The 20,406-nt window shown below is 56.7% G+C and carries 18 protein-coding genes and 1 riboswitch; of the genes, 8 read left to right on the top strand and 10 right to left on the bottom strand.

Going from position 1 to position 20,406, the window contains the following annotated elements; all coding sequences use genetic code 11:
• Positions 1-19: 19 nt before the first annotated feature.
• Positions 20-122: riboswitch (TPP riboswitch) on the bottom strand.
• A 243-nt stretch (positions 123-365) separates the two neighbouring features.
• The 7 genes from pdxS to C5L39_RS06505 all read right to left on the bottom strand — a co-directional run bounded on the left by pdxS (position 366) and on the right by C5L39_RS06505 (position 8,623).
• Positions 366-1,292 (bottom strand): pyridoxal 5'-phosphate synthase lyase subunit PdxS, encoded by a 927-nt coding sequence (pdxS, locus tag C5L39_RS06535; RefSeq protein WP_425453860.1) that lies wholly within the window; start codon positions 1,290-1,292, stop codon positions 366-368.
• A 145-nt stretch (positions 1,293-1,437) separates the two neighbouring features.
• Positions 1,438-2,508 carry a YeiH family protein gene (locus tag C5L39_RS06530; RefSeq protein ID WP_123048072.1) on the bottom strand — a complete coding sequence of 357 codons (1,071 nt, stop codon included), beginning with the start codon at positions 2,506-2,508 and terminating at the stop codon, positions 1,438-1,440.
• Between the two features lie 162 nt (positions 2,509-2,670).
• Positions 2,671-3,360: a cysteate racemase gene (cuyB, locus tag C5L39_RS06525; RefSeq protein WP_126268739.1), complete on the bottom strand. Its 690-nt coding sequence runs from the start codon at positions 3,358-3,360 to the stop codon at positions 2,671-2,673.
• Positions 3,361-3,395: 35 nt separating this feature from the next.
• Positions 3,396-4,394, bottom strand: a complete 999-nt coding sequence (cuyA, locus tag C5L39_RS06520) for a D-cysteate sulfo-lyase (protein WP_123048070.1) — start codon at positions 4,392-4,394, stop codon at positions 3,396-3,398.
• 76 nt (positions 4,395-4,470) lie between these two features.
• Positions 4,471-5,778 carry a histidinol dehydrogenase gene (gene hisD, locus C5L39_RS06515; protein WP_123048069.1) on the bottom strand — a complete coding sequence of 436 codons (1,308 nt, stop codon included), beginning with the start codon at positions 5,776-5,778 and terminating at the stop codon, positions 4,471-4,473.
• Between the two features lie 79 nt (positions 5,779-5,857).
• Complete coding sequence (locus C5L39_RS06510; protein ID WP_123048068.1) at positions 5,858-7,072, bottom strand: DegT/DnrJ/EryC1/StrS family aminotransferase; 1,215 nt, start codon at positions 7,070-7,072, stop codon at positions 5,858-5,860.
• Positions 7,073-7,150: 78 nt separating this feature from the next.
• Complete coding sequence (locus tag C5L39_RS06505) at positions 7,151-8,623, bottom strand: Na+/H+ antiporter NhaC family protein (RefSeq protein ID WP_197714725.1); 1,473 nt, start codon at positions 8,621-8,623, stop codon at positions 7,151-7,153.
• A gap of 156 nt (positions 8,624-8,779) precedes the next feature.
• Here C5L39_RS06505 and C5L39_RS06500 point away from each other — a divergent pair, with 156 nt between their 5' ends.
• Together C5L39_RS06500 and C5L39_RS06495 are read left to right on the top strand one after the other, a co-directional pair.
• On the top strand, positions 8,780-9,472 hold the full coding sequence (locus tag C5L39_RS06500) for a GntR family transcriptional regulator (protein ID WP_123048067.1): 693 nt from the start codon (positions 8,780-8,782) through the stop codon (positions 9,470-9,472).
• An 827-nt stretch (positions 9,473-10,299) separates the two neighbouring features.
• Positions 10,300-11,166 carry a glycosyltransferase gene (locus C5L39_RS06495; RefSeq protein ID WP_123048204.1) on the top strand — a complete coding sequence of 289 codons (867 nt, stop codon included), beginning with the start codon at positions 10,300-10,302 and terminating at the stop codon, positions 11,164-11,166.
• 4 nt (positions 11,167-11,170) lie between these two features.
• Here C5L39_RS06495 and menE read toward each other — a convergent pair whose 3' ends face one another.
• Both menE and C5L39_RS06485 read right to left on the bottom strand, forming a co-directional pair.
• Positions 11,171-12,301, bottom strand: a complete 1,131-nt coding sequence (gene menE, locus C5L39_RS06490) for an o-succinylbenzoate--CoA ligase (RefSeq protein WP_123048066.1) — start codon at positions 12,299-12,301, stop codon at positions 11,171-11,173.
• Positions 12,302-12,380: 79 nt separating this feature from the next.
• Positions 12,381-13,316: a 1,4-dihydroxy-2-naphthoyl-CoA synthase gene (locus tag C5L39_RS06485; RefSeq protein ID WP_123048065.1), complete on the bottom strand. Its 936-nt coding sequence runs from the start codon at positions 13,314-13,316 to the stop codon at positions 12,381-12,383.
• Between the two features lie 122 nt (positions 13,317-13,438).
• Here C5L39_RS06485 and C5L39_RS06480 point away from each other — a divergent pair, with 122 nt between their 5' ends.
• The 6 genes from C5L39_RS06480 (at position 13,439) to C5L39_RS06455 (ending at position 19,147) form a co-directional block, all read left to right on the top strand.
• On the top strand, positions 13,439-14,446 hold the full coding sequence (locus C5L39_RS06480) for an o-succinylbenzoate synthase (protein ID WP_123048064.1): 1,008 nt from the start codon (positions 13,439-13,441) through the stop codon (positions 14,444-14,446).
• Between the two features lie 10 nt (positions 14,447-14,456).
• Positions 14,457-15,050 (top strand): hypothetical protein, encoded by a 594-nt coding sequence (locus C5L39_RS06475; RefSeq protein WP_123048063.1) that lies wholly within the window; start codon positions 14,457-14,459, stop codon positions 15,048-15,050.
• Positions 15,051-15,129: 79 nt separating this feature from the next.
• Positions 15,130-16,761: a 2-succinyl-5-enolpyruvyl-6-hydroxy-3-cyclohexene-1-carboxylic-acid synthase gene (gene menD / locus C5L39_RS06470; RefSeq protein WP_123048062.1), complete on the top strand. Its 1,632-nt coding sequence runs from the start codon at positions 15,130-15,132 to the stop codon at positions 16,759-16,761.
• Positions 16,758-17,201 (top strand): DUF3592 domain-containing protein, encoded by a 444-nt coding sequence (locus tag C5L39_RS06465; RefSeq protein ID WP_123048061.1) that lies wholly within the window; start codon positions 16,758-16,760, stop codon positions 17,199-17,201. The genes menD and C5L39_RS06465 overlap by 4 nt, the downstream gene beginning before the upstream one ends.
• 47 nt (positions 17,202-17,248) lie before the next feature.
• Entirely contained in the window at positions 17,249-18,448 is a 1,200-nt protein-coding gene (locus C5L39_RS06460; protein ID WP_123048203.1) for a glycosyltransferase family 4 protein, read from the top strand.
• A 9-nt stretch (positions 18,449-18,457) separates the two neighbouring features.
• The gene (locus tag C5L39_RS06455; protein WP_123048060.1) at positions 18,458-19,147 is read left to right on the top strand and encodes a demethylmenaquinone methyltransferase; all 690 of its coding nucleotides are present in this window, start codon (positions 18,458-18,460) and stop codon (positions 19,145-19,147) included.
• Here C5L39_RS06455 and C5L39_RS06450 read toward each other — a convergent pair.
• A complete protein-coding gene (locus C5L39_RS06450; protein WP_165857999.1) occupies positions 19,134-20,390 on the bottom strand; it encodes a geranylgeranyl reductase family protein in 1,257 nt (418 codons plus the stop codon). The genes C5L39_RS06455 and C5L39_RS06450 overlap by 14 nt on opposite strands.
• Positions 20,391-20,406 lie beyond the last annotated feature (16 nt).

The following is a 20,406-nucleotide window of genomic DNA, read 5'->3' as shown; positions in this document are numbered from 1 at the left end:
CACCCTTTCCGTGTCAGACACGGTTGAGTATGGACAGTCCCTTCGCCAGTGCTAACTGGAGCAGGTTCGACGGGTGTGTTCTCAGCCATCTTGGGAAAAAGAAGGCACCCCGTGTCACAGCCGCGACTATAGCAATCTTCACCAATTGAGTTGGGCTACGCCAGTTCAGTGACCTGTGGCTTTAACCGTCACTTCCGCTGACTGTCTGTTCTGCCCGGATCAAAATCAGCCTCAGCAGAGTGTCTTCTATGCAGTGACAGGCAGCAGGAAAGTCTTCATGAAACATGGGCCGTTACGATAACTGACGGTCAACGGACCATGCTTCATTCTCTACGCTATATATCTCATATAGTGCGAGTAAGCAGTTACCAACCACGCTCAGAGAGACGATGAGATTGAGGCAGATCGGTCACGTTGATCCCGACCATTGCTTCCCCCACCCCGCGCGAGACCTTTGCCAACGTGTCAGGATCATCAAAGTTCTGGGTGGCTTGGACGATGGCCAATGCACGGGTGGCCGGATCTCCAGATTTAAAGATGCCTGAACCGACGAACACGCCGTCCGCACCTAGCTGCATCATCATCGCTGCATCGGCCGGGGTGGCGATACCGCCGGCAGTGAACAGAACTACCGGGAGTTTTCCAGTCTCCGCGATGTCTTTAACCAGCTCGTAGGGGGCTTGTAGCTCCTTGGCTGCAACGTAGAGCTCATCTTTCGACAACGCCGATAGTTTGGCGATTTCACTGCGAATCTTGCGCATGTGCCCGGTGGCATTGGAGACATCACCGGTGCCTGCTTCACCCTTGGAGCGGATCATGGCTGCACCTTCGTTGATGCGGCGCAGTGCTTCACCGAGGTTGGTGGCACCGCAGACGAAAGGAACGTTAAAGTCCCGCTTGTCGATGTGATGGGCATAGTCTGCCGGGGAAAGAACCTCGGACTCATCGATGTAGTCCACTCCGAGCGACTCGAGGATCTGTGCCTCAACGAAGTGGCCGATGCGGGCCTTAGCCATCACCGGGATGGATACCTCGGCGATAATGCTATCGATCATATCTGGGTCGCTCATCCGCGAGACACCGCCTTGGGCGCGAATATCAGCAGGAACGCGCTCTAACGCCATCACGGCTACTGCGCCGGCGTCTTCGGCGATGCGTGCTTGCTCTGGGGTGACGACGTCCATGATGACTCCGCCCTTGAGCATTTCGGCCATCCCACGTTTAACCCGGTTATTACCTTTGACCGTTTGCTCTGGCATCGTGGCATTGCTGGTTGTTTTATGCGTAGACATATCTGTGTCCTTTGAGGTTGAGTGCTGAGATGCTAGAAGGGGCCACGTATGCGGTTCCCAGTTGGTACGTCCTTGCTGACTGAGAGCGGCTGCTGGATGGGCGATCGCGGATACATCGCACTGATCTGACCATCGACTGGTGGTGTTATATCGACATCAACTGCACGCCGGCGTAGCCCAAAGTTCCAATGAGGATCCACGACAGCAGCGCCACCATGATTCCCCTCATTCCGCTAGATAACAGTTCGCGGATACTGACGGCTGCGCCCAGTCCAAAGAGCGCGGCACCGAGGAAAACATCCTGGAGAATCGCTCCGGCCTCCAACATCTCTGGAGACAGTATCCCTAAGGATCTGATGCCAATCATGAGTGCGAAACCAATGATAAACAGCGGAATTAGGGGAGGAAGTGGTGCCGGTTTTTCTGCTTCGCCGTTGTCATGCTGGCTATTTTTTGCACTACGTCGGGTTCCCATCGCGGCGAAAAATACGATCGGTGCCAGCAACATGACACGAGTCAATTTGATCACCAATGCTGCTGCCAATGCTGCTGGTCCTGCTACTTGGGCAGTGGCAACAACTTGGCCAACATCGTGTACCGAAGCACCAACCCATTGCCCAAACTGAATATTGTTCAGTGATAGCGGTTCCATCAGGAGCGGCAACACCGCAATGGCAAGGGTTCCGCACAGTGTGACTAGAGCTACTGGCATTACCGTATCGGTGGGTCTGACGCGACGAGCCCCAGCCATTGCGCCGATCGCAGATGCGCCGCAGATGGAGAATCCAGCAGCGATGAGTAATGGAGCATCTCCGGGTAATTTAAAGAGCTTTCCCACTAGGTACGTTCCGGCGAAAGCTAACAAAACAATCGCAACAACGATGCCAAAGGCAGCCCAGCCCAAGCCTAGGATATCGACAATGCTGAGTTTTAGGCCGAGCATGACAATGCCTGCCCGCATGAGCTTTTTACCGGCAAAGCCTAGTCCGGGACTAAGTACTCCTCTGGTTAGTAGGCTAATTCCAGGCAGGTTCGCAACGAGAATACCCAGGACTACGGCAATGGTCATTGCCGGAAGCGAAGGAACCAGGCTGTGAACGCCTAAGGAGATCAGCACTGCTATGGCACATGCTCCCAGTCCCGGAAGTAGTGGGATGCTGCGTTGGCGTGCACGGTGGAATGCCGATGTCTCCGTTACTGTGTCATCGGTAGGCATGGCTTACTCTCCGTTTTCCCTGTGGTGACCGACAAACTATGTCGGGCGAGTAGATGTTGGTCGAGGCGTTATAGAGGGATGGGTTGCTATGCGCATATGTTCCATCCCCCTATAACAAGTAGGGCGTTGTTAGCCTGAGTGCTGAGCCTCATAAAGGGCAGATCAGGGGTGTTGTCGTGCCCTGTTGATGGTGGCTAATGCCAGCTCGACTGCTGGATCAACCAGGGTCATTGACCCCTCGAGAGTGGCATGCTGCAGCAAGGTCGAGAGCTCGGTGCATCCCACAATGGCCGTGTCGGCCCCTTGGTTTTCCAATGTGGCCAGGATCCTGCGCATGTCCTGGTGCAGTTCTGGCGTGATGTTGCCGGCTTTGACACTGTGAACGATGTTCATTAACTGCGCCTGATCCTGGGCAGAAGGCTGGATGACGCCATACCCTGCATCGCTGAGCGCCTCTTGGTAAATCCCTGATAGCAGGGCTCCATCAGTGGCCAGCAACCCGATCGCATGGTTGTTTGCGGTCCAGTTGACAGCCTGAATCGTGGTATCGATGATGCTGATGAATTCAGTAGGCTGCCCATCCATAATCGGAGGGAGGTAACCGTGCACGGTATTGCACGGAACCACAATGATCTCCGCCCCAGAGTCTTGAAGCCGCTGCAGTCCTGCTGCTAGCCATGGTGAGGGATCTTGGCCGTTGGACAGAAGTGCATCTTGACGGCTGGGAACCGTGGGATCTGCCCAGATCACCACCCGCAGGTGTTCCTGATCCACTGACGCTGGGGTGTGAGCAATGAGTTTGGTGTAAAAATCGGCCGTGGCCGAGGGACCCATGCCTCCCAGAATGCCCACTACCCGTGATGGTGATAGGTCGGTGTACAAGAGGATTATCCTAGGGCTTCAGCTTGGTAGGCGTACAAAGCTGGGGATCCTCCGGTATGGATGAACAAGACATCGCTGTCCTTATCGAAGGCACCTTCCTTGATCAGCCCGATCAGACCTGCGGCAGTCTTTCCTGTGTACACCGGATCGAGGAGAATGCCTTCAGTGCGGGCGAAGATCTGGATTGCTTCGGTCATCTCCTTAGTGGGCAATGAATAGCCCGGGCCGACGAATTCATCGCGCACCACTACGTAGTCGGCCGGGATCTCTAGATGCCCGCCTGCCAGATGCGCGGCTTGCTGAGCGAGATCAAGAATCTTGGCTTCCTGGGGTACCTTTTCTGCGCGAACACTGATTCCGGTGATAGGAATTCCGCTCTGGTTGCCGTGGAGTCCGGCGACCAAACCAGCGTGTGTGCCACCGGATCCACTGGAGCAGACCACATGGTCGATATCGAGCCCGGAGTCGAAGCTTTGGGAAAGAATTTCTTCGGCACAGGAAAGATATCCCAAGGCTCCGAGTGCGTTGGAGCCTCCTCCGGGAATGATGTAGGGGGTTCCACCATTGGCAGTGATCTTTTCTGCGATCTCCTGCATTCCAGCCATCAGGTCTGTCCCACCGGGCACCGGCGTGATGGATGCGGCACCCAAAAGGTGGAAAAGGAAGTTATTGCCGCTGGCACCTTCGCTGTAGGAGTCCTTGACTCGCTCTTCGATCAGCAGGTGGCATTTCAAGCCTTCTTTGACTGCTGCTGAGAGAGTCAGCCGGCAGTGGTTGGACTGCACAGCACCGGTGGTGATGATGGTATCGGCGCCTTGAGCCAGCGCATCTGCCATCAGGAACTCGAGCTTGCGCGTTTTGTTGCCGCCCGAGGTCAGGCCGAGAAGGTCATCGCGCTTGATGTGGATTCGTGGCCCGCCCAATTCTTCGGTGAGGTTGGGAAGGAACTCAATCGGGGTAGCACCCTTGGTGTAGCGACGGCGGGCAATCTTAGACAAATGCATGGTGTATCAACTTTCTTTGTGGATGTGACGGTCTCGTCTGATGACAAGCCGCAGGTTGAATGGAACGTGAGTGGGTTTAGAGTTCCTGCACGCTGGTGCTCAGGGGTTCTCCGGGGAAGTACTTTTCCAACCGCACATCTCCTGAGAGAGCGTGTCCTTCCATCCCCTCGACCCGTGAGATACGTGCCGCGACCCGACCGATCTGTGCATTGGCGTCGCGAGACATGCGCTGGTAGGTGACAGTTTTGATGAACTTTCCAACCCATAGCCCACCGGTGTAACTAGCGGCGCCACGAGTAGGAAGGATGTGGTTGGGGCCGGAGGTTTTATCGCCGTAGGTCACGGTGGTTTCTTCGCCGAGAAACAGTGAACCGTAATTGCGCAGCGTGGCTAGCCACCAATCCAGGTCTTCTGCCTGAACCTGAACGTGCTCATTGGCGTAGTCATCAGCAAGTTGTGCGGCCTGTTCACGGTTGTCCGTGAGAACCACTTCGCCGAAGTTCTCCCAGGCCTGGCCGGCGATCGATTCGGCCGGAAGTTGCGCTAGTGCTTGGGGAATCAGCTTCAGTACGGCTTCGCCGATTCGACGGGACGTGGTGATAAGGATGGCCGCGGACTCGGCTCCGTGCTCTGCCTGGCTGATCAAGTCAACAGCGACCAGCCAAGGATCCGCGGAGTCGTCGGCAAGAATGAGAGATTCGGTGGGACCGGCAACCACATCGATGCCGACACGCCCGTAGAGCAGGCGTTTGGCTTCGGCTACGAAGCGGTTACCGGGACCAGCCAGAATATTCACCGGGGTATTAGTGAAGTGGCCAAAAGCCATAGCCCCGACTGCTTGCACCCCGCCCAGGCTCAAGATGGTGTCAGCCCCTGCCGTCGACATTCCGAACAAGGTGGCTGGATGGATTCCATTTTCATCGCGCGGTGGCGAGCATGCGGTGACATGTTTGACTCCGGCCGCTTTGGCAGTGGCCACGCTCATTGCAGCGGATGCTAGATGAGCGAATCGGCCACCGGGGACGTAGCAACCGGCAGCATCTACGGGGATGTTCCGTTGCCCGGTGATAAGGCCTGGGTATGATTCACACTCGAACTCGTGCAGGCTCTCTCGCTGGCGATTAGCGAACTCCCGAACCTGCTTGTGAGCGAACCGAATATCGGCCTTGACTGTTTCAGGAAGTGCCTTTTCCGCTGCCGCGATCTGTTCAGCGCTAACGATAAAGCTCTCAGGGGTCCAGGAATCAAGCTTTTGCGAGTATACCCGGGTGGCAGACTCACCTTCTTCTTCCATTGTGCGCAGCATTTCTTGGACGGTGTGGGTGGTCTGAGCCAGATCTGGCATCAGAGCCGGTTGCCCTTGCTTGAGATATTCGATGGTCATGATGGCTCCTTGTTCTTAGGAATATTGGTTGTCGTAGTCCTCAGAGTGCTGTTGTGCATGGGGGAGAGCTGGTTGTGTCCTATGTCGTTATCTCCTCCAATGCCTCTGCGATGACTTCTGCCGCTTGGCGGCAGTGCTGTTGGTTCATCGCAGGTGGTATTCGGATATCGCACAGGGTGGAAAGCAATTCCTCTGTTCTAGGAGTCCCGGTGGAATCCGTGACGTATTCCCAGTGCGAGGGTCTGCTGGTGAAGCCTTCCATCCTGGGTTTTCCGAACCATTTCAATCCCAGTCCTTGCGACTGGCAGGTGGCGATAAAGTGCTCAATGTGCTGGGCGTTGAGTCCTGGCAGTCGAAACTGCAGGGAGCTTCCGATGAATTCTTCCTTCGTGTCTCTCTGAATGAGTTGCACACCGTTGATCTCAGCTAGCAGTTGTTCCAGACACCGGTAGGAAGCATTCATGCGCTCGGCTCGCTCACTGAGCAGCTCCAACTGTGGCAACGCCAGCGCCGCAGCCAGGGCAGTCATACGCAGACTGTAATTAGGGGTATTTCCCCTATGCTTTTCGAACACTGTGGCATCTGGGCGTGCTGTGTGTTGTTCGTAGAGCATGTAGCTGCCCGAGTACAAGATGGCTCGGGCGGCTAAGTCCTCATCATCGGTAACGATGATCCCGCCTTCGCCGGAGTTGATGTGCTTGAAGGTTTGGAGGCTGATACACGCAGCTGTTCCGAAGGCGCCGGTAGGCTTCCCGTTCCAGGACGCTCCCAGGGTGTGGGCACAGTCTTCAATCAGTGTCAGGTCAAGTTCTTCACACTGTTCTACGATCTGATCCATGTCAGATATATGGCCGCGCATATGCGAGAGCAGTAGGGTTCGTGCTCCAGATTGATGCGCCTTGCGCCTTAGATCGTCAAAGTCGATGGTGAGTTGTTCATTGACTTCGACCACTACGGGTTCAGCGCCGGCATGATCGATGGCGCCTGGTACTGGGGCTAGCGTGTAGCCGTTGACCAGTACTTTGTCTCCTTGGTGAACGCCTGAGGACTTTAAGGCGAGAAATAGTGCAGCACCACAGGAGTTGACCCCAATCGCATACTTGCGATTGAGCAGCTGTGCCATGCGTTGTTCCAACAAAGACGCGTCGCTGAGTTGCCCCGGTGCGGTCTCTCCGTAGCGAAATAGTCGACCGCTGTTCATGAGTTCGAGAGCTCGGTCAATACCTTGCTGCGGTACAGGTTCCGGTTTAGTCAGATCCAGTGTGAACGTGGGTTTGGTCGGGGTGTGGTTCATTATCCCGGCTCCTTTCTGCTTGGCCTGGTGTTCGGTTACTGACATGCGCAGCTTCGATGGAGTAATCGTTACTGACAGCTAAATCTTGGGAACTTCGTCAGCTGCGGTGGCGTATCTTCTATTCCATCCGGTCAGGATCGAAAACAGCAGTACGACTAGCAGTGACCATGCGTAGGGATTCAGCAGCGCTGCCCCAATGGAGATCGAGGGAAGACCGTATTGTGTTGCGGTTGCCAGGACGGTTGCGTACCAAATGATCACGGCGTTGTGCCAGGGGAGCATGTAGAAAACGGTGTTGGCGGCGCAGTCCATGAGGTTGGCGATCCTGGCAGGTGCGAGATTGTGTCGAACACCAAGCGGCCGGCCGATGGTGGGGCCTACCAGCAAGATGGCCGGGGCATTTGCACCCAGTGGGATGGTAAACAGCAGGGTGATGCCGGAGATGGCCAGTTCGGCGCTCCGAACGCCCCGGGTTGCTTTCTTCTCTAGACGTTGGAGAACCTGATTCATGAAACCGCTATCAGCCAGAACTTGCGCCAGGGCGAGAATGAATAGCACCAACACAATCGCCCCGGTGATGCTGGCGATCCCGTCTTGAATCAGACCAGTGGAGTCGCCGCGTTCTGCGGGGATGGAGAAGATCTCCGTAACCTTTAGCAGACCGGTGACTACACCGATCCCTATTGCGCTGAGAATTCCCCAAGTCAGAGCAATGATGATGTGGTAGCGGCGGATGGCCAAATAGATCACTACGCCGAAGGGAATGATCATCAACAAGCCAAGGGGGTTGGCGTCCACGTCGATACGGTTGGTTGTTACCTCGCCGCCACCTCCGAAGATGGCAAGGATGCCAATGGTGATTGCCGCTGAAATCAATGACAGCGGAAGTCGCGACTTCACCACGTCTGCCATCGTCGCTTTCGCTGTGTAAGACGACGTAATGGTGGTGTCGGAAATTGGTGCAATGTTGTCTCCGAAAGCGCCACCCGCAAGGACCGCTACTGCCAGCATGGTGGGATCCGCGCCGAGGGCCACCCCGACCGGATATAGCACGGGGATCAGAGCTAGGGCTGCCGCTACGCTACTGCCAGTGCCGGCGGCAAAGACACAGGTGAGGAAAAATGCCAGTATCGCAAAAAGTGCGCCATGCAGATTTGCTGAGACGCCTACCCACAGCAATCCGTTGACCAGTCCGCCACCGGCTAGCATGCTGCCGAAGACGCCGGCGAAGAGATAAGCGGTAATGATCACTGCGCCTGTGTTGTCTGAAAGTCCGCGGATAATCGATTCTGCGAACGCTCGTGGTGTCCGGGTCAACAGGAGGCCCACCACTATCGCGGCGAATCCTCCCACCCAGAAAGTTGATAGGTCCGCTCGTTCGGCAACTGATAGCCAGATCAACACTCCGACGAGAACCAGGGCAGGAACCAGTGCCATGATGGGCCCGCCATACATGCGGATCAAGGGTTCCCCACTGGTATTGGTGGGGGTTGTTTCATCGGCAGGCATCGAAGCTTTGTCGGCCAGCTCCACTTCAGAAGATTCATTCATGGTCTTGTCCTATCCTGAGATTTTTTCGCTGTCTTGGGATGGATCGTTGATCGAGATGATGGAGCGTTTCAATCCTTAATTTTAGATTTTTGATTTAAAACAAGAGTGACACGCTTCACTTAGCAAGTCAATAGTGATAGCGTTAATGGTGTGAATATGGCATCGGAAGTTCAGACAAAAGGCCTGGCAAGAGAGGCTGTGCGCGGCGATGGATTGGTGAATGTGGCGCACTCGCAGATTCGAAAATTGATCATCTCGGGTGAGCTTTCCCCCGGAGATCGCGTGACAGTTCGCCCACTAGTCTCGCTACTCGGTCTCTCTCCAACTCCGATTCGGACAGCGCTAGCTTTGCTTGAGCGTCAGGGCTTGCTGGAGTCCCTTGATCATCGAGGATTTTTCGTTCCGCAATTCAGCGCAGAGGACATGCGCGAGATTTATGAGCTCCGCGAGGCCCTCGAAATACTTGCCTGCCGTAGAACGGTCCAATCTGGGTCGCGGCTAGACATCGCTGATGACATGGCAGAGCTGATTGAACAACAGCGTGAACTCGTGGAGTCGGGAGACCTGGTGGGTTACGCAGATCTGGATGTCAGATTTCACCAGCAGCTATGGATTGGTTCCGGGAACAAACGTCTATTTGGCGTTTCCGAGAACCTATTTGGGCAGATGCGCATTGGTAACAAGATTTCTTCCCAAATGCCAGGACGTCCGGAAACCTCGCTGAAAGAGCATGAAGCCATCGTTGCAGCTCTGCGTTCTGGGGATGGCCGTGCCGCAGAGCGGGCAGTACGTTCGCATGTTCGTACTGCTGCCAAGGCAGTTGCGATTTTGATGCGCGAGGATTCTTAAAACAATCACTCGGTAGGGGTGCGCTACTTACCGTCATCTCATGACGTATTCGGCTATTTCCCCGTATGTCAGTTGTCTTTGGTGAAGTAGTTATCGAACGTTGTTTGTTCATCCTGCCGATCAGTGAGGCGATCTTGGCTTCAGCATTGGTTTACTGTGTCGGTCGGCACTCTCGACCGATTTGGAACGAGGATGCACAGATCGGCCACATTAGCTAGCGGCATGATTAGGACCAGACCTAAGGTCAGCATCAGGTTCGGGTCGTCGAATGATGCTGACATCGTAGTGAGGGCTAGCTGTACCTGTGAGGTGCTCTTTCTTTTCAGATGAATCGGATTCTAGGAATGCTCTATTTTTACTGATCGGAAGGGCTTTTCCTATATGCTCACGCTGCTGGTATCCGAACCACATCAGTAGATCTGCGCCTAACAATCCCTTTGTTGCGAACACCCACCATCTCGTGTGTATGGCAGCCCATATATCTCATAGATGCTTTGCAAACGAGACTCGCGCGAAAAGACCGGCATAGGTGTCAGTGCTCGATGTAGTCGGCTTGTCAGTCGTGATTGCCGCCTCGGACAAATCAGCTGACATGGACATCGTGCAATCGAGTTTTGTCGGAACGATCGGTTATGTGACGCTCCTCTGCCGGACCCTGACGTCCGCTAATGGTGCCACTTAACCCATCGCCAAATTCTCTGTCTCATAAATCATGAAGAGCCCGATCTGGAGCGAGCGCGCCTCATGCGAGATATCTTTCATGGCGCCATGAAACCGCACCACTTAAGGTGGTCGGAGTATTACAACAAAAGATCTCGGGAGTGCTCATGTGGATCGGTTATGTGCTGGGGCAAGCCGTCAGCTTCTTTTTCACTCTCTTCCGGATGGTGCCCTTGGCGTGGAATAACCGGCTCTCTGGTGCTCAGATCCCGGCCACCGGTGAGGTGGTCATTTCCGTGACCTCTCATGGCTACCGGCTCAACCGGGTGCATTTTGCGCTCGAATCAATTGCTCGGGGAACCGTCAAGGCTCCGATTATTCTGTGGCTAGATTCGGCAGATTTTGAGCGGGAGCTATCTCGTCCGCTGCAGCGACTAGTAGCCCGCGGTCTACAGGTGCGATGTTCCGATGGCAGTTATGGACCACACACCAAGTATTGGAACCAGTTCCGGGAGGTCGCAGGAAGCGGAATCCAAGTGGCCACCGTCGACGATGACATGATCTATCCTGAGTGGTTTTTGGAACGGCTGCTGTTTATTAATGACCTGCGCGATGACGTTATTGTCGCTTATCGTGCGCACCGCATTGAGCTGCGTGGTGAGCACATCCTGCCCTATGTGAAATGGTCCGCAGCTGACACTAGCCGCGCCTCTTACCTGCACTTTGCTACCGGGGTTTCCGGGGTACTCTACCCGAGCACCTTCATTAGCTATGTGGTCGAACAAGGCGATGAGTTTATGAAACTCACCCCTCGCGCCGATGACGTGTGGTTGCATGCCTGTGCGCTTCGATCCGGCTTTCCAGTCCGCCAGGTCTATTCCAACCCGCGGCATTTCGCGGTAGTGCCTACCACTCAGCGTGCGTCGTTGGTCATTGGAAACACATTGATGGGCGGCAATGATGAGCAGATCTCTCGGGTCTATCGCGCCGAGGATGTCGCCATGCTGGTGGCAGCAGCGCAGCTAGAGGATTGAGAATCTAGGAAAAGAGCTTCTCCACAGCTTTTCGGTCGATCTTTCCTGGCCCGGCCACGGGCAGTGCCTCAAGATGACGTAGCTCTTTAGGCAGCTGCCAACGAGGCAGCTCATCAAGCCCCTCGATGACCTCACCAGGTAGCGCAGTCCCGGTATATGCAGCGACGATAGCTTGTCCTAGCCGTGGATGCGGAGCCCCGACCACGCACACTCCGGTGACCCCAGTGACTCCGAGAATGGCTTGTTCGAGCACTTCAGGTTGGAGCTTGAGCCCGCCGGAGTCGATCACCGAATCGAGCCGGCCGGTGACCGTGAGTAGGTCTTTTTCGACGCGCCCGGCATCAGAGGTAGCGAACCAGCCGGGTTCAACAAACGCGCTGTGATTAGGGTGATTTCGATAGCCAGCGGCGATCATTGGCCCGCCAAGATGAATCCGTCCTCGGGCGACTCTTAACTTTGTGCCAGGTAGCGGGCGTCCGTCGTAGACACAGCCCCCAGCGGTTTCTGAGGAACCATAGGTAGTGACAATCTTGATGCGCAGACGCTGCGCAGACCGGGCGAGTTGGGGATTAATTGCAGCACCACCAACCAAGACGGCATCAAATATTTGCAGTGCTTCGATGCCACGAAGACTGTCCATCACTTTGGCCAGCTGCATTGGAGCTAACGAGGTATAACAGCGTTCACCAGTAGCCGCGAGTTCCTTGGCTGCTGCGGCGAAGCTGTCGGTATCAAAACCGGCGGATAAATCCAGACAAACCGGGTCGACGCCAGCGATCAGGGAGCGGATTAATACCTGGATACCTGCGACATGATGCGCGGGCATAGCAAGCAGCCACTGTCCTTGCCCGCCGAGACGTTGGTGGGTGGCATCGGCGCTGGAGACCAGATTGGCTGGAGTTAGCTGCGCACCTTTAGGAGTACCCGTGGACCCAGAGGTAGCAATGACCATGGCGATATGGTCCTCGATGGGCTGTCCTACCCGCTGGGAGCTGCGTAATTGAGCAGCCCGCGAAAGATCTTGCGCAGGCACAGGCAGGAGAGCTCGCTTGCCGACGATCGCTTCTTCTAAGTCCGCCAGGATGGCAGCCGGGTCGTGGGGATCGACGGTCAGCGGCTCGAGGATGCGGGTCATGACTGATCATCGTAATCGGAGCACCTGCCATACCTGTTCCTTCCGGCAGATTTTCTCCTCTACCGGAAGTGACTATGGCCTAGTAGTAGAACGGAAACTCCGACCAATCAGGCTCTCGTTTGCCTAAGAAGGCTTCCTTACCCTCGACTGCCTCATCGGTCATATACGCCAACCTGGTGGCTTCACCGGCGAATACTTGCTGGCCCATTAACCCATCATCGGTGAGGTTGAAGGCAAATTTGAGCATGCGTTGGGCAGTGGGGGACTTACCGTTGATCTCTCGGGCTACCTGGATCGCCTCATCTTCGAGGGCGTTATGGTCGGCGACGATATTGACCGCACCCATTCGTTGCATGGTTTCCGCGTCATAAGAGCGGCCAAGGAAGAAGATCTCTCGAGCGAACTTTTGGCCGACCTGCTTGGCTAAGTAAGCAGAACCGTAGCCAGCGTCGAAGGATCCGACATCGGCATCGGTTTGCTTGAACTTGGCTTCCTGTCGGGAGGCAACCGTCAGGTCGCAGATCACATGCAGGGAGTGGCCACCCCCAGCAGCCCAACCATTGACCACCGCGATGACCACCTTGGGCATCGTGCGGATTAGTCGCTGGACCTCGAGAATATGCAGGCGTCCGCCTTCGACCTTTTCACGGGCTTGATCGACAGTCTCAGCGGTGTCACCGGAGGCATATCGGTAGCCGGAGCGGCCGCGGATGCGTTGGTCGCCGCCTGAGCAAAAGGCCCAGCCACCATCTTTCTGACTGGGACCATTACCGGTGAGCAACACCACGCCCACATCTGGAGTACGCCGAGCATGATCTAGCGCGCGGTAGAGCTCATCGACGGTATGCGGTCTAAAAGCGTTGCGAACCTCAGGTCGGTCGAAAGCGATCCGCACGATGCCGTCTGCGCGATTGCTACCGACATGACGGTGGTAGGTGACATCGGTTAGGTCATTAAAACCGTCGACCACCTGCCACTGAGCGGGGTCGAAAGGGTTATCAGTGCTGTAAGTCATAGCCCCCAGCTTAAGGTCGGGAGACTAGCTGGTGGTTGTTAACCGGAGTATTTCTGACTGATACTTGCTTCCTTAGGGCTAGCCGGAGACCAGGTCGCACTGGCCCTCTCTAGGGTTGGGGCATGCCTATCGCCTCCATAGATCAGATCCTCGAGCGTTCCCACGTGGTGTCACTGCCCATGGCCGTGCGTTTTCGCGGCGTCGAAACTCGCGAAGCCCTGCTTATCGACGGCCCCTCCGGCTGGGGTGAGTTTTCCCCCTTCCTGGAATATGACTCCCATGAATCCGCCGCTTGGCTGGCCTCTGGATTAGAGGCAGCCTGGTCGGGTTTCCCCGACGCTCAACGAACCAGCATTGAGGTCAATGCAACCGTGCCAGCGGTACCAGCCGCCCAGGTTCCAGAAATTCTCGAGCGGTTCCCAGGCTGCCGCACCGTCAAAATCAAAGTTGCTGAGCCAGGGCAAAGTCTGGCTGAAGATATCGCCCGAGTATCCGCAGTGCGCGAAGCTCGACCCGGCGCGGTGATTCGGGTGGATGCTAACCGTGGCTGGACCGTCCCGGAGGCCCTCGAAGCCGCTCGCGCACTGGGACCGTTGGACTATCTAGAACAGCCTTGCGCGAGTGTGGAGGAACTAGCACAAGTCCGCGGTCAGCTCATGCGCGCCGGGATCTTCGTCCGAGTAGCTGCGGATGAGTCCATTCGCCGGGCTGCGGATCCCTACCGAGTGGCCGACCTACGCGCAGCAGATGTGGCAGTGGTCAAGGTAGCGCCACTGGGCGGGGCTCGGCGGGTACTGACTTTGGCAGCAGATCTACGAGCCAGGCACATGGATATCACCGTAGCTAGTGCTCTCGACACCGCGGTAGGTATGAATGCTGGTCTGGCAGCGGTGGCCGCATTACCAAAAATCACCGATGACGATCAGATGGATGTCCCGCCAGCAGCGGCTGGTTTGGCGACTCAGCAGCTATTTTTGGAAGATGTCGCCCAGCCGCGCAGCATCGTTGACGGGCACCTGTCAGTAGCGCCAGTGGTGCCTGATCCCGACCGACTATCGACGCTGGCTGCTTCCGCAGATCGTCGGGACTGGTGGTTTGAACGGCTCCGCTTAGCGTATGAGTGCCTGTAACCTGAGATTTATGAACCAGCGTGAGCCCGGAAACTCTGATGATGACACCCGATACTTGGGCCCAACTGGCCGTGCCAACCCTGATCCGGATAATGAGACTCAGTATCTAGGGCAGCCTGGTTCCTCTGGCCAAGCAGACCAGCGGCCCCGGCAGTATTTCCCTGGGGAGAATGACCCGAACTTCAACTATCAGCAGTCGCCCTATCCGCAGGGTTATCAGCCGGGTTACCAGCAGGGCTACCCACCCGGATACCAACCGGGCTACCAGCAAGGATATGCTCCGCAGCCGCCAGCTCCGGCTCCAGTCTCGGAAGGAAAGTCACGTAGCGCACTGCCAACGGTCTTTGGCATTTTATTTGGGTTGGCATTGCTTGCTGCAGTTGTCTTGTTCTTCCTCTGGCGTAGTAGCGCAGATGAGGCTGCTCGGCTGCCGTTGACCCCAGAAACTGTGACTAACACGGTGGAAATGACAGCTACGGTTACGGAAGAAGTCCCGGTCCTTCCCAGCGAGATCCCGACTGAGATCCCTTCAGACATCATCCCTACCGAGGTACCGAGCATTGATGTCGGAGGGTTCTTTGACCGCTTCCGAAGTGACTCCTAATCTCCGATGAGTTTCAGTAAGAAAGCTGCTGAGGAGACGATGAGCTGAGTATGGTTCTGGCTTCAGTAGACTCAGGCCCATGCTAAACACCACAGAGTCGACCGAACTCGCTGGCGCCGTCGCCGAGCACCTCTCCCGCTACCTGACAGATGTGGTGATTTGTCCAGGTTCGCGGAACTCGCCGTTGAATCTGGCGCTATTGGCGCGCACAGACATTAGAGTTCACGTGCGCATTGATGAGCGCTCTGCAGCCTTTTTGGCGTTAGGTATGGCTAGAGTCCAACGCCGGCACGTGGGAGTGGTGATGACGTCGGGTACTGCCGTGGCTAATACTCTTCCTGCGATGGTGGAAGCTCACTATGCGCATGTTCCCTTGGCTGTAATCAGTGCAGATCGTCCGCAACGCTTGCATGGCACTGGGGCATCACAGACGATCGAACAAATCGGTCTCTTTGGCAGCTACGCCGAAACCACTCAAGTCGACAAGATTGAGGACCTGTCGAGGTTGGCGAGTGTTTTCACCTCAACCGACCAGGTACACCTCAATATTGCTTTTGACACCCCACTATTGGGCGAACAGCTGCCGAGTGCCCGCGGAGAGCGTCGACTCCCCGCGCCGTCAGATGCCCGCTATCTCGATCACGGTGAGATTGCCCTAGACCTAGGGCGCGAGACCTTGGTCATCGCAGGAGATGAAGCCTGGGCAGTCGAGGGGCTCGAAGACGTGCCCACTATCGCCGAACCAACGGCACCTGCTCCTTATCACCCTGTTCATCCATTATCGGCTCGGGTATTTTTGCAACCCCAGGTCAGCGCAAATAATTATGTGGTGGACACCAAACCTAAACAGGTGATCGTGGTTGGCCATCCCACGTTGGACCGAGACGTATTGGCCTTGCTCAATGATCCCGAGATTGAGCTGATCACACTATCTCGTACCTCAGATTTCACTGACCCGCGCGGCGTGGCGGCTAGAGGAAGTCGGGTGAAAGTAAGCGGTCAGCCCAGCTCGCAGTGGCTGAAGATCTGCGCGGCGGCCTCTGACCTAGCGGCCGAAGCTGTGCGCGACACCCTCAATGATCCGGTGCACGGATTTAGTGGATTGCATGTCGCTGCTGCGGTAGCTGACACTTTAGGTACCGAGGACATTGTTTTTCTCGGTGCGTCGAATCCTGTGCGTGATGCCAGCTGGGTGGGGCTGCCCTTCGACGGGGTGGCAACCTATTCTCCCCGCGGTGCGGCGGGCATCGATGGCAGTCTCTCTCAGGCCATAGGGGTCGCGCTGGCTACCCAGTCAGCACACCCGGATCAGCCTCGTGCGCCACACACGGTGGCACTGATCGGCGATGTGACCTTCCTGCACGATATTGGCGGACTACTCATCGGCCCGAACGAGCCACATCCAGAGAACCTCACGATTGTGGTAGCCAATGATGATGGCTGTGGAATCTTCGAGTCCCTAGAGACCGGAGCCGAACCATTGAGAGCCAACTTTGAACGGGCTTTCGGCACTCCACACGGCGTTGATCTGGCGGAACTATGCGCGGGATACGGTGTCAACCACCGAGAAGTCACCGACACCGGCGAACTGATCCACGCCCTCTTAGACGCCGCCGAGGTTCCTTCCGGAATTAACGTCATCGAGGCCACGACAACCCGGGCCACCCGCCGTGCCCTACATGCTGCGCTTCGGGCACAAACAAGCTTGTGAAACCTGTTGTGCGTCGAAGGCTGCATCAGCTGCTGATAGCGCTCTACGCTGCCGCGCTGTTTGGCTCTTTGGCGCTGGTGGCCGGCGCAGCCATCAATGACCGAAATATCGAAGCCGACTCGGGCCGTTCCCTGGCGACAGTCACCGATGTCGGTTGGTTACGTACGACCGTCGATTTTCGTGATGAAGAGGGTATCTACCGTTCGCCACCAACCGGTCTGCTCTATCCCACTGGACTTGGTGAGGGACAACGGGTGTGGGTCAGCTATTCCGCCAGCAACCCGAACCTGGTCAAAGTTGAGGGAAGAGAATGGACGCTGGCGATCATTCCTGGTCTGAGCATGGCCGTGGTGGTTACTTTGGTAGCGGGACTATTGTGGTGGTTGGTGAGCTTTAGTACGCGGCAGACGATTCGTTCATCGGAAGTTCGTCGGGAATAAAGCAGAAGATCAGGGCGATGTTGTCTGGGGAAAGGAAGATGATCGGCATGCGTGTAGCGATTGTTGCCGAGTCTTTTCTTCCTAGCATCAACGGTGTCACCAATTCGGTGCTCCGAGTGCTTGAATACCTTCATCGGGAAGGCCATGAGGCGATGGTTATCGCCCCGGGTGCGCGAGAGTTCCAAGAGGAAGTCGGGGACTACCTTGGCTTTGACATCGTCCGGGTGCCCACAGTTCGGGTCCCATTGATTGATTCCTTGCCCGTCGGGGTTCCCAATGCCACGGTGACTGATGTTCTGCGCGAGTTTGATCCGGATATTATCCACCTGGCTAGCCCCTTCGTGTTGGGAGCTGCCGGAGCCTTCGCTGCTCGCCAGCTACGGATTCCCGCCATCGCGCTTTATCAGACTGATGTGGCAGGCTTCGCTAGCAAATATCACCTGTCTCCTTTGGCTGCTGCCGCTTGGGAGTGGACCCGCACCATTCACAACCTGTGTCAGATGACGTTGGCCCCCTCCTCGCTAACCATCAGTGATTTAGAGCGGCATGGAATTCAGAACATTCGCCACTGGGGCAGAGGAGTAGATAACATCCGATTCTCCCCGGAAAAGCGTTCCACAGAGCTGCGGCGCCGGTGGGATCCGAGTGGTCGGAAACGCATTGTCGGATTCGTCGGTCGACTGGCAGCGGAAAAGGGAGTCCACCGGCTAGCTAGTTTGCATGGTCGATCAGATATTCAGCTGGTCATCGTGGGAGATGGTCCTTCGCGCCATGAATTGGAATCACAGATGCCGAATGCGGTGTTTACTGGTGCACTCAGCGGAGAAGACCTCGCTGCTGCTTATGCTTCGCTGGACCTATTTGTCCATGCAGGTGAATTTGAGACCTTCTGCCAAGCCATCCAGGAAGCCCAAGCCTCCGGTGTGCCCACCATTGGGCCGCGCGCAGGAGGACCGGTGGATCTTATCCAGGATCGATACAACGGATTGCTCTTGGAGGTAGACAGGTTCAGCGCTGATCTGCCAGCCGCAGCTGAGTGGCTGCTGCGACCTGAGCAGCATGAGCAGCTGCGCCACAATGCTCGGGTATCGGTGCAAGATAAGACGTGGGAGTCTTTATGCGCCAAGCTGGTGGATTATTACGATGAGGTGCTCGCTCAAAACCAGCAGGTGCCGTTGACCTTCTTTGGCCAACGACCTGAACTGCCACTATGGGCTGCGAAGGCTCTAGGTGCTCGAGTGGCCTAAACTCTGGGTGTGGTTAAAGCATCCTTGGAGAAGAAGCCTTTCGACGTTGCCTCGATGTTCGATGACGTCGGCGAGAAATACGATCTGACTAACACCATCCTCTCCTTCGGGCAGGATGCGCGGTGGCGTCGGCGAACTCGAGAACGGCTGGCACTCAAGCCGGGGGAGCGCGTCTTAGACTTAGCAGCGGGAACAGCAGTGTCCACGGTGGAGATGAGCCGGTCTGGCGCATGGTGCGTAGCCTGTGACTTCTCCCAGGGCATGCTGGCAGCTGGCCGCGATCGTGATGTTCCGAAGGTCGTCGGTGATGGAATGCACCTGCCCTTCGCAGATGAAACCTTTGACGCGGTGACTATCTCCTACGGGCTGCGCAATATTCACGACTTTGAAGCGGCATTGCGTGAGATGGCTCGAGTGACTAAACCCGGCGGGCGCCTCACTATCAGCGAGTTTTCCACCCCGGTGGTGCCCCTGTTTGGAACGATTTACAAGGAATATCTCACCAGGCTGATTCCGACGATTGCGCGTGCGGTTTCTTCTAACCCTGACGCATATATCTACCTAGCGGAATCCATTCGGGCCTGGCCAGGCCAAGAAGATCTAGCCAGCAAAATCAACGCCAACGGTTGGTCCGAGTGCGGCTGGCAAAATATCAGCGCCGGGATCGTGGCTATGCACTCGGCGGTTAAGCCGGGTTAGACCACAACGGGCTGTCGCGGCGGATCCAGGAAGCCGCACCCCCGGCACCTCGCCAGGCACGAGCTACCAGATCGCGGTCTTGGTCGGTGACCAGATTTCCCATCAACCGAGCAGCAGCCGGCATCAGCCGCGCCCCGATCGGTCCGCGTAGCCCTAGTGGCCCAGCAAGGGGCAGGAACTTTGGGTAGGTCAGTAGCCGTGCGGCGGTTCGGGCCAAGAGGAAAGCCTCGCCGTAGCTTTCGCGCAGCAGCTGCGGCCATAGGGTCGTCAGGTTCTCATTTGTGCCGATAGCAGCAACGGCCATCTCGGCGGTTTCTAGGCCATAATCGATGCCTTCACCGTTGAGGGGGTTGACGCAGGCGGCAGCATCACCGATCAGGAGCCAATTGGGGCCAGACACCCCGGAGACCGCCCCACCCATCGGCAATAAGGCGGAAGCGACATCCGTTTCCGGGCCCAACTGCCAGTCCGAGCGCTGTTGGCTGGCATAGTGCGACAGCAGTCTTTTGGTATTGACCTTTGCTGGACGTTTATCAGTCGATAATGCCCCGACGCCGAGGTTGACCCGACCGTCCCCGAGCGGGAAGATCCAGCCATACCCGGGCTGGACGACTCCATCTGGATCTTTGAGCTCCAGATGGGAATGAATCCACTGCTCATCAGCACGCGGGGTGGTGCAATAAGAACGCGCAGCAATGCCATAGACCTCGCCGCGATGCCACTGGCGGCCCAGGAGCTTTCCAAAGTTGGAGCGCACCCCATCGGCGACGATCACCCATCGAGGTCGGAGCTGCTTCTCGACGCCTGCGTGGATCACCGTAACCTGCTGCACCCCAGCGTCGGTGGTCTCAACAGATGTCGCGCGAGCATCCTCCCAAAGGGTGGCGCCGCTGCTGACAGCAGCGTCGGCCAAGAGGGCGTCGAAAAGCATGCGAGGCATCGCCGAGCCGATGGTGCCGAAAGCGCTCTTGGGCCAGGGGGCGGTGACGGAGCCACCGAAGCCATGGAGTTTGAGCCCATGGTTGACATGTTCGTTGGTGATCTTTTCGCTGAGTCCAAGGCGCTCTAATTGGTGGACCGCGCGGGGGGTCAATCCGTCCCCGCAGGTCTTATCACGGGGGAAGGAAGCGGCTTCAACCAAGAGCACGTCATGGCCTGCTTGTGTCGCGTAAATTGCGGCCGCCGAACCGGCAGGGCCAGCACCGACGACGAGAACATCAACTACGACCGGGTTTCGAGTCACGAGCTCTATTGTGGCA

The sequence above is a fragment of the Corynebacterium alimapuense genome, assembly GCF_003716585.1.
In the GTDB taxonomy this organism is placed as follows: domain Bacteria; phylum Actinomycetota; class Actinomycetes; order Mycobacteriales; family Mycobacteriaceae; genus Corynebacterium; species Corynebacterium alimapuense.
The sequence above is the reverse complement of the archived record's forward strand: the minus strand, read 5'-3'. Positions and strand labels throughout refer to the sequence as shown.

What these genes read in the sequence shown, in the direction of transcription:
- pdxS (WP_425453860.1), bottom strand. Translation starts at nt 1,292, where the DNA reads ATGTCTACGCATAAAACAACCAGCAATGCCACGATGCCAGAGCAAACG.
- C5L39_RS06530 (WP_123048072.1), bottom strand. Translation starts at nt 2,508, where the DNA reads ATGCCTACCGATGACACAGTAACGGAGACATCGGCATTCCACCGTGCA.
- cuyA (WP_123048070.1), bottom strand. Translation starts at nt 4,394, where the DNA reads ATGCATTTGTCTAAGATTGCCCGCCGTCGCTACACCAAGGGTGCTACC.
- hisD (WP_123048069.1), bottom strand. Translation starts at nt 5,778, where the DNA reads ATGACCATCGAATATCTCAAGCAAGGGCAACCGGCTCTGATGCCAGAT.
- C5L39_RS06510 (WP_123048068.1), bottom strand. Translation starts at nt 7,072, where the DNA reads ATGAACCACACCCCGACCAAACCCACGTTCACACTGGATCTGACTAAA.
- C5L39_RS06505 (WP_197714725.1), bottom strand. Translation starts at nt 8,623, where the DNA reads ATGAATGAATCTTCTGAAGTGGAGCTGGCCGACAAAGCTTCGATGCCT.
- C5L39_RS06500 (WP_123048067.1), top strand. Translation starts at nt 8,780, where the DNA reads ATGGCATCGGAAGTTCAGACAAAAGGCCTGGCAAGAGAGGCTGTGCGC.
- C5L39_RS06495 (WP_123048204.1), top strand. Translation starts at nt 10,300, where the DNA reads ATGTGGATCGGTTATGTGCTGGGGCAAGCCGTCAGCTTCTTTTTCACT.
- menE (WP_123048066.1), bottom strand. Translation starts at nt 12,301, where the DNA reads ATGACCCGCATCCTCGAGCCGCTGACCGTCGATCCCCACGACCCGGCT.
- C5L39_RS06485 (WP_123048065.1), bottom strand. Translation starts at nt 13,316, where the DNA reads ATGACTTACAGCACTGATAACCCTTTCGACCCCGCTCAGTGGCAGGTG.
- C5L39_RS06480 (WP_123048064.1), top strand. Translation starts at nt 13,439, where the DNA reads ATGCCTATCGCCTCCATAGATCAGATCCTCGAGCGTTCCCACGTGGTG.
- C5L39_RS06475 (WP_123048063.1), top strand. Translation starts at nt 14,457, where the DNA reads ATGAACCAGCGTGAGCCCGGAAACTCTGATGATGACACCCGATACTTG.
- menD (WP_123048062.1), top strand. Translation starts at nt 15,130, where the DNA reads ATGCTAAACACCACAGAGTCGACCGAACTCGCTGGCGCCGTCGCCGAG.
- C5L39_RS06460 (WP_123048203.1), top strand. Translation starts at nt 17,249, where the DNA reads ATGCGTGTAGCGATTGTTGCCGAGTCTTTTCTTCCTAGCATCAACGGT.